General features: G+C 53.8%; 7 protein-coding genes and 1 pseudogene. 3 read left to right on the forward strand and 5 right to left on the reverse strand.

Annotated elements, in window-relative coordinates; all coding sequences use genetic code 11:
* The first annotated feature begins 133 nt into the window (after positions 1–133).
* Positions 134–1849 carry an adenine deaminase gene (gene ade / locus GCWU000341_RS11270; protein WP_040654357.1) on the forward strand — a complete coding sequence of 572 codons (1716 nt, stop codon included), beginning with the start codon at positions 134–136 and terminating at the stop codon, positions 1847–1849.
* Positions 1850–2144: 295 nt separating this feature from the next.
* Here ade and GCWU000341_RS11275 read toward each other — a convergent pair whose 3' ends face one another.
* From GCWU000341_RS11275 to GCWU000341_RS14490, 3 genes are all read right to left on the reverse strand, one after another.
* Positions 2145–2585 carry an Hsp20/alpha crystallin family protein gene (locus GCWU000341_RS11275; RefSeq protein WP_040654358.1) on the reverse strand — a complete coding sequence of 147 codons (441 nt, stop codon included), beginning with the start codon at positions 2583–2585 and terminating at the stop codon, positions 2145–2147.
* A gap of 234 nt (positions 2586–2819) precedes the next feature.
* Positions 2820–3566, reverse strand: coding sequence for a 2,3-diphosphoglycerate-dependent phosphoglycerate mutase (gene gpmA, locus GCWU000341_RS11280; protein ID WP_009216164.1), 747 nt, complete (start codon positions 3564–3566; stop codon positions 2820–2822).
* Positions 3567–3578: 12 nt separating this feature from the next.
* Entirely contained in the window at positions 3579–4457 is an 879-nt protein-coding gene (locus GCWU000341_RS14490) for a DNA/RNA non-specific endonuclease (RefSeq protein ID WP_009216165.1), read from the reverse strand.
* 624 nt (positions 4458–5081) lie between these two features.
* Here GCWU000341_RS14490 and GCWU000341_RS11290 point away from each other — a divergent pair.
* Positions 5082–5369: a DUF4491 family protein gene (locus tag GCWU000341_RS11290; protein ID WP_009216168.1), complete on the forward strand. Its 288-nt coding sequence runs from the start codon at positions 5082–5084 to the stop codon at positions 5367–5369.
* Here GCWU000341_RS11290 and GCWU000341_RS14400 read toward each other — a convergent pair.
* Positions 5306–5608 (reverse strand): annotated as a pseudogene (locus GCWU000341_RS14400) (DUF1016 N-terminal domain-containing protein); the annotation flags it as partial. The gene GCWU000341_RS11290 and the pseudogene GCWU000341_RS14400 overlap by 64 nt on opposite strands.
* Positions 5609–5880: 272 nt before the next feature.
* Between GCWU000341_RS14400 and GCWU000341_RS11295 the strand changes: the two are divergent.
* Complete coding sequence (locus GCWU000341_RS11295) at positions 5881–6174, forward strand: Fic family protein (RefSeq protein ID WP_009216170.1); 294 nt, start codon at positions 5881–5883, stop codon at positions 6172–6174.
* Between the two features lie 317 nt (positions 6175–6491).
* Here GCWU000341_RS11295 and GCWU000341_RS11300 read toward each other — a convergent pair.
* Positions 6492–7723: transposase (locus GCWU000341_RS11300; protein WP_009216172.1), on the reverse strand; the 1232-nt coding region annotated here is incomplete at its 5' end.

Consider the following 7723-nt stretch of genomic DNA (forward strand, 5'->3'; position numbering starts at 1 on the left):
TATTTCTAAATATTTTTATATGCACCTAAAAAACTTTTTGAATTGCAGATTCAGTCTCGTTCATCCGCATCGGATCACGCACCGGATCACCGGATTATCGGAAGGAAAGATCATCGGAAGGAAAGGAGAGAAGATGAATGTACAGCGCTATCGGAAAATCGCGAGAGTGACGCTGGGAAGGTCCCCGGCGGACCTCGTACTGAAAAACGGAAGAATTCTGAATGTATTCAGCGGGGAGATACTCCCGGCCTCCATCGCGATCAAGGACGGTCTCATCGCCGGCACGGGGGAGGACTTCTTCGGAAAGGAAGAGAGAGATCTCGAGGGGAGATTTGTCGTCCCGGGCTTCATCGACGCCCATCTCCACCTGGAGTCCACCATGGTATCGCCGAACGAGCTGGTGAGCACCGCCGCGCGCTTTGGCACCACCTGCTTCATCGTCGATCCCCACGAGGCCGCGAATGTGAGCGGCGCGGACGGCATCAACTATATCCTGAACCAGACCTCCCACTCCCCCGCAAACGTCTATGTCATGCTGCCCTCCTGCGTCCCGGCCACGAAGCTGGATGACAACGGAGCGGAATTCAGTGCGGAGGAGATGCGGCAATACGTCCATCACCCGAGGGTTCTCGGGCTCGGAGAGGTCATGGACAACCCTTCCGTGATCTCCGGAGACAAGGCGATGTTCGCAAAGCTCTGCCTCTTCGAAAAGATGATGATCGACGGCCACGCCCCCTTCCTTCCGGAGCGGGAGCTGAGCGCCTACGCGCTCGCGGGCATCCGGAGCGACCACGAAGCCACGAGCTTCGACTACGCGAGAGAGGAGATCCGGAGGGGGATCCACGTCCATATCCGGGAGGGAAGCGCCGCCCACAATCTCCGCGCCATCGTGGAGGGAATCCTGGAGAGCGGCTGCAATACGGAAAACTTCTCCTTCTGCACCGATGACAAGCACATCGAGGACATCCTGAGAGAGGGCCATATCAGCTACAATATCCGCCTCGCGATCTCCCTGGGGCTCGATCCGGTCAAAGCCTACCAGATGGCGAGCATCAATACGGCGCGCCTCTACGGCCTCCGTCAGCTCGGGGCGATAGCCCCCGGCTATCAGGCAGATCTCGTCGTTCTGGACTCCCTGGAGGAGGTCTCCGTCTCCTCCGTCTATTTCAAAGGCGAGCTCCTGAGATCCGACGCCGAGCTCCGCATCCGCTCCTGTCCGGTCAGCCTCCGCCACAGCGTACACCTCGATCCCGTGAGCCCGAAGAGCTTCCTGCTTCCGATCCGCCTGGATGAAACGCCCGTGATCACATTAAACCCCGGCGAGATCACCACCACAGAGGAGAGCGCCGCCCTGGAAAAGTGCCGGAACTTCCAGCCCGAGCTCTGTCCGGGCTATCTGAAGATCGCCTCCGTGGAGCGGCATAAAAACAGCGGAAAAATCGGCTGCGCCGTGGCAAAGGGCTATGGGCTCCGCGGCGGAGCGGTCGCAAGCTCCGTCTCCCACGACTCCCACAACATCCTCGTGATCGGGGACAGCGACGAGGCGATGGCGATGGCCGTCAACGAACTGATCCGCGTCCAGGGCGGCTATACCCTGGTCTATAACGGAGCGGTCTATGATACCCTCCCCCTTCCCATCATGGGACTGATGAGCGATGAGGGCTACGAGGAGGTCGACCGCCACCTGCAGCACATGAAAAAGAAGGCACATGAAATGGGCGTGCCGGAAGGGGTGGACCCCTTCATCACACTCTCCTTCCTCTCCCTCCCGGTCATTCCGGAGCTCCGCATCACCCCGCGCGGGCTCTGCCAGGTGGGAGAAAACGGCCCGAAGCTTTTAAAGCTCTAACCTGAAAATACCCGCAATTTCGAAAATATCGAAGGCGGACAATCGAGTAAATCGAGCGGAAGGGGGTGATTAACCCCCTTCCGCTCACAGCACCGTATGTAATTCTCGTATACGGCGCTTTCGATAATTGAACGCTTAGAAACGTGCGCCGCCAGGCGAAAGAGAGAAAGGACGGGGGCCGCGCTGTTTTCCGCGGCCCCCGCCCTTTCTCTCTATCTCATCCGCACTTTGATTCTCTTCGCCTGCGGTCTTTGCGAAGGAGAGCTCCCGCTCCCTCTTTCATCAGGAGAGTAAATCAGGAAATCTCGATGTAGCGGCGCTCGGGGAGCTTCTTCTCCTCTTCCTTCTTCGGAATCTCCAGCCGAAGGACCCCATCCTCATACTTCGCCTTGATATCCTCTTCCTTTAACTGCTCTCCGACGAAGAAGCTTCTCTGCACAGAGCCCGCATAGCGCTCCTGGCGGATCATCCTGCCCTTCTCGTCCTTTTGCTCCTTCTCCTCATTTTTCTCCGCTGAGATCGTGAGATATCCGTCCTTCAGCTCAAGCTTCAGCTCATCCTTCCGATAGCCCGGAAGATCTATCGCAAGCTGATAGCCCTTCTCGTCCTCCCGGATATCCGTCTTCATCAGGTTCTTCGCCCTCTTTCCATAGAGAGCCTTCGGGGCAAAGCCCTGATCGAGATCCCGGAAGAAATCGTCAAACATATCTGATCCAAAAATACTCGGCATGTACATCATAGCAAAACCTCCTTTATCTGAAATCCATTTCCATCGCTATTGCTATTGCTATTGCTTCTTTTCCCTTACATCTGATGTTATAGCATATGTTGTTAGCACTGTCAAGCAATGAGTGCTAATAAAATTGTGAAAAATATGTGTCCCAAAAAGGCGCCTCCCCGATCTCCGGGGAAGCGCCTTTTTACTTGTCCAAAACGAGAAGGCCGGTTCTCAGTTCTCGATTCTCAGTTCTCACTTCGCCTTTCCCTGGGCGGCGACAGCCTTCATCTTTGCCGCGATCGCCTCCTGATCTCCGAGATAATACTTTTCGATGACCTTTCCCTCATCGTCGAGACGATAGACCAGCGGCGTGCCGGTCGGGACATTGACAGAGACGATCTCCTCCTCCGTCAGCTTCTCAAAGTACATGATGAGCGCCCGGAGAGAGTTCCCGTGCGCTGCGATCAGCACTCTCTTTCCGCAGCGCATCTCCGGAAGGATCTCCTTCTCATAGTAGGGAACCACTCTCGCAACCGTATCCTTCAGGCTCTCCGTAAGCGGAAGGTTTTCGGGCTTCACCCCGCGGTACTGCTCCTGCAGCTTCGGGCTCCTCTTGTCCTCCGGATCCAGCACCGGCGGCTTCACATCGAAGGAGCGCCTCCAGATCCTGACCTGCTCCTCTCCGTATTTTTCCGCGGTCTCCGACTTATTGAGGCCCTGCAGAGCGCCGTAGTGGCGCTCATTCAGCTTCCAGCTCTTCTGCACCGGAAGCCAGACCCGGTCCATATTGTCCAGGACATGGTTCAAGGTGTGAATCGCCCTCTTCAGATAGGAGGTATAGCAAAGGTCAAAGTCAAAGCCGCTCTCTCTGAGAAGCCTGCCCGCGCTCTTTGCCTCGGAGATCCCCTTCTCCGTGAGATCCACATCCGTCCATCCCGTGAAGCGGTTCTCCAGATTCCACTCGCTCTCCCCATGCCGTATCAAAACCAATGTGTGCATACTGCTCCTTTCTTATCCTTCCGCTCTGCGGCTGTCCCCCGTCGCATAATCGATTATGATCCCGGGCTGAACATTGTAGACGAAAGCATTAAAACAGACCCCTTCTCCCTCATCCTCCGAAGAATAGGCCTCCATGAGAACCCCCCTCGCCACAAGCTCCTCCCCGAGAAAGACCGGCGTCACACGAAAAAGCACGTGACGGCCGCTCGATTTCACATAGTCGGAAATCCTGCGCTCGTAGGGAAGCATTCCCTCCACATTCATATACCGGGTCCCGGTGATCAGATTCTGCGGATTGGCATTCTCCCCGGTGAGCTGGTAGGCGAGAAGATGGCAGCGGTTGTAGAGATATCGGTCCCCTATGAGATCGTCGTAGCGCACCGTATGCCAGCCCGTGGGCTTTATCATGCCGATCGGCCCTCTCGGCTCATCCGGCATGAGATCCCTACCTACGTTGGCCATCGCCGGTCCGCATCTTCCGAGGGAATCCAGCGGGCTGTAATGCTCGTAGGACGAGGGGAGAAGATCCTCCTGAGCAAAATAGGGAAGACCGCCGTTGACCTCCGCAGAGGGAAGCCCCGCATAGGCCGGGAGCTCCTCATAGCGAAAGCTCCCCGCATCCTCCTCCCTCTGAGGAAGCGCTGCGGCGGATCTCCTCTCCGATGAGAGCGGGCCCTCCGTCTCTCCCGTCTGCCCGGAGTCCCCCGCGGAAAGGGAAGAAAGGGTGTATTCCGCCTCTTCGGAAAGCTCCGTCCTCCCTTCTCCCGCATGCTCCGCATGCAGTCTCTGCCAGGCGAAGGAAGCGAGAAGAAGGAGTAGAAGCTCCAGGATCAGGAGATTTCTCCGCCTCCCTCCGGGCCCTCCTCCTGTGCGCCGCTTCCTCTTCTCCATCAAAGCTCCCGCTCCGCTAAAAATAAGTCAAATGCCGGAACAGCCGCCCGTGTCTACACGGCGCCGGGATGGCTCACTCCTCTTCCGGTATAAGTCCCCGCGCTGCTACCGCAGCGCTGACAGGTATTCGCATTCCGGGCTCACGCCCTTCTTGCTCATACCTGTTGTCCCGTCAAATGCCGGAACAGCCGCCCGTGTCTACACGGCGCCGGAAGGGCTCACTCCTCTTCCGGTATAAGTCCCCGCGCTGCTCCCGCAGCGCTGACAGGTATTCGCATTCCGGGCTCTCGCCCTCCTTGCTCATACCTGTTGTCCCGTCAAATGCCGGAACAGCCGCCCGTGTCTACACGGCGTCGGGATGACTCACTCCTCTTCCGGTATAAGTCCCCGCGCTGCTCCCGCAGCGCTGACAGGTATTCGCATTCCGGGCTCTCGCCCTCCTTGCTCATACCTGTTGTCCCGTCAAATGCCGGAACAGCCGCCCGTGTGTACACGGCGTCTGTTCCGGCGCTTGACGGGGACTTATACAGTAAGGTACCATGAGTCTTACGATAAGTCAAACGCTCCAGGCTTCCCTTTCGGGCAGCGGAGTCATTCTATTTTTTCAGAAAGGGGCAAGTCTTCATGAACTGCTTCGGATTGGCCATAGGCCTCGGATCCTTCCTTATGATCGGTCTTTTCCACCCCATCGTCGTAAAGAGTGAATACTACTTCGGAAAGGGGATATGGCCCCTTTTTGCCATAGTCGGCATTTTCTCGCTCACCGCGTCCCTGCTCTGGAAGGATCTCCTCCTGAGCTCTCTCCTAGGCATTTTCGGAAGCAGCTGTCTTTGGAGTATCCGGGAGCTCTACGAGCAGGCACACAGAGTGAAAAAGGGATGGTTCCCCAAAAATCCGAAACGAAAGCGCTGATCCTCCTCTCCTCTCTCCCTTCCGTTTTTCCGCCGGACAAGGAAAGCGGAAGCGAGAAGGTTGCAGTCAGGCATCCTCACATTCCAGTTTTCGTGAGCCGCCTCGCTCATGTCCCAAACTCCGGCATCCTCATCTGGGATTCGCAAAAGGATGCGAAAACGCGTCCACGTCAGATTGTGAACGCACGAGTTCACAATCTCATTATCCGGAAAGCACTGATAAAATTTGCGGAAATACTGAAGATTTCTTTTGGGTCGATTGTATAATCAAGTTGAACATGTAGCATGAAAAGGGTACTGCCCTTATAATAATGTGAATTCCAGAATGGAAAAGAGCCAGCGGCTCAGCCTTTAGGTATAATGGTAATCACGACATCAACATAATACCAAGAAGATGGAAGGAACTGTTCTTCTGGCTTCCGATTGAGGAACTGATTCAGTCACGGCAGAAAGAATACTACGATGCACTTGCTGCGGCTGATAAGCAAGCAGACAGCGCCGGATTTGTCGAATTGATACTTGAAATCATCAGAGATAGCCTGAAAAAAGTGACGCTTGTTGCTCGCTCCACCGTCCAAGATAGCGACCAAGTAAGCGACCAAGATAAAACTCCGACCGAGCGTCTGCTCTCCGTTCTCGGCAATGATACGCTTTCCGCAGCGGAGCTTATGGAGCGACTCGGTCTTTCACACAGACCGACCTTCCGTAAAAACTATCTGAATCCGGCTCTGGAACAGAATCTGATTGAACGCACGATTCCCGACAAGCCGAACAGCAAGAATCAGAAGTATCGGAAACGCAAATAACATTCCTGAGTGTCAGCAATGGCACTCATTTTTTATTTCCAAACTGCGCCGCAATGTACTCATGGCTACAATACTTTCTGCGCTTGTCACCATAAACCGATATGCCCCTTCCGCAATGCTGGCAGGTGATAATGAAAAGAGGCTGTCGCAATAGAGTGTTGCGACAGCCCTCACGAATCGGTGAAAATCCGGCCTTGATGGCCGGATTTTTCCGATTTCAGGTATGTTTTTTACATGTTTCTTGATTCGGCAAACGTCAACTAAAGCCGCTCATTGAATAAGCGCCTTCTCCTGATCTGTGTTTTGAATGGCCTTGATTATGAAGCTTTCAGTTCGGTCAAGAACTGGCCTGTCCGGCCTCCCTGGATCTTAAAATGAAGCTTGTTGATGTTGTAGGCAATGGCCAAAAGAACGCTCTGGGCCAGCACATTTTCTTTCCCCCGGTAAAGATACCGCCGGAAGTTCATATCTTCTTTTATAACGGCAAAGCTGCCTTCAGCCTGAATGCTCCGGTTCATTCGGAGCTGAGTCCCGTATTCCGTTGTGATCCTCTCCAGCGTTTCCTGTCGCTTTTGCTTCATCACTTTGGAGATACTAAGACGCTTGTTCCGCTCCTCCATTGGAGTCTTGCAGTTGTTGCCGTGGATGCATTTATCTTTATAAGGACATCTCTGACAGCTTTCACATTCGTATACAGTCACAGTACTGACATAGCCGTTACGGTTCTTACTGTGCCGGTCATAGATCGCTTTGAGCTTCCTTCCGTTTGAACATAGATATTCATCCGTCTCAGAATCATACGTCATGTTCTCTCTGCGGCTGATATCCTGGCGGTATTTCCGTGTCTTTGAGATCTCATAATTCTGCGGCTTCAAATAGGATTCCTGCCCATTCTGTTCCAGAAAAACATAGGCTTCTTCACTTTCATATCCGGCGTCCGCAACGATTTCCTTGTATTGAAACGAAAGATGGCTCTCCATGTCTTTTAAGAACGGAACAAGTGTCAGAACATCCGTAGGGTGGCTGCTCAGGTCAAGCCACGTGATGTATTGTGCGTCTACTCCATGCTGAAGATTATAAGCCGGCTTTAACTGCCCGTTCAGCATGGCATCCTCTTTCAGACGCATGAAGGTCGCATCCGGGTCGGTCTTGGAATAACTGTTCCTCTCCCCGCAGATATGAAGATGCTTTGTGTATTCTTTCAGTTTGCTGATATATCCTTCCAGCATTTCAATGGATTTCTGCAGCTGACTTTTCCGATGGCCGATTCCATAGACAAAGGTGATCTGTTCTTCTCCCTTGATCTGATAGAGCTTTTTGCGCAGCCGTTTCATGGTGTGCAGTGTCGCTTTACCGTTATAGACCACTTTGATTCCATACAAAGTTTCACATTCTTCGATAAAAGAAAGGATCTTTTCAAACAGGCGGGCCTGATGCTTTGTAACGGATTTTTTCCAGACAAACGTATACTTGTTCGCGCAGGATTCGATCTTTGTCCCATCAATAAATAGGGTCCTGCCGGAAATCTCTCCGAGATCATGAAGAATCG

Source organism: Oribacterium sp. oral taxon 078 str. F0262 (assembly GCF_000160135.1).
GTDB lineage: Bacteria > Bacillota > Clostridia > Lachnospirales > Lachnospiraceae > Oribacterium.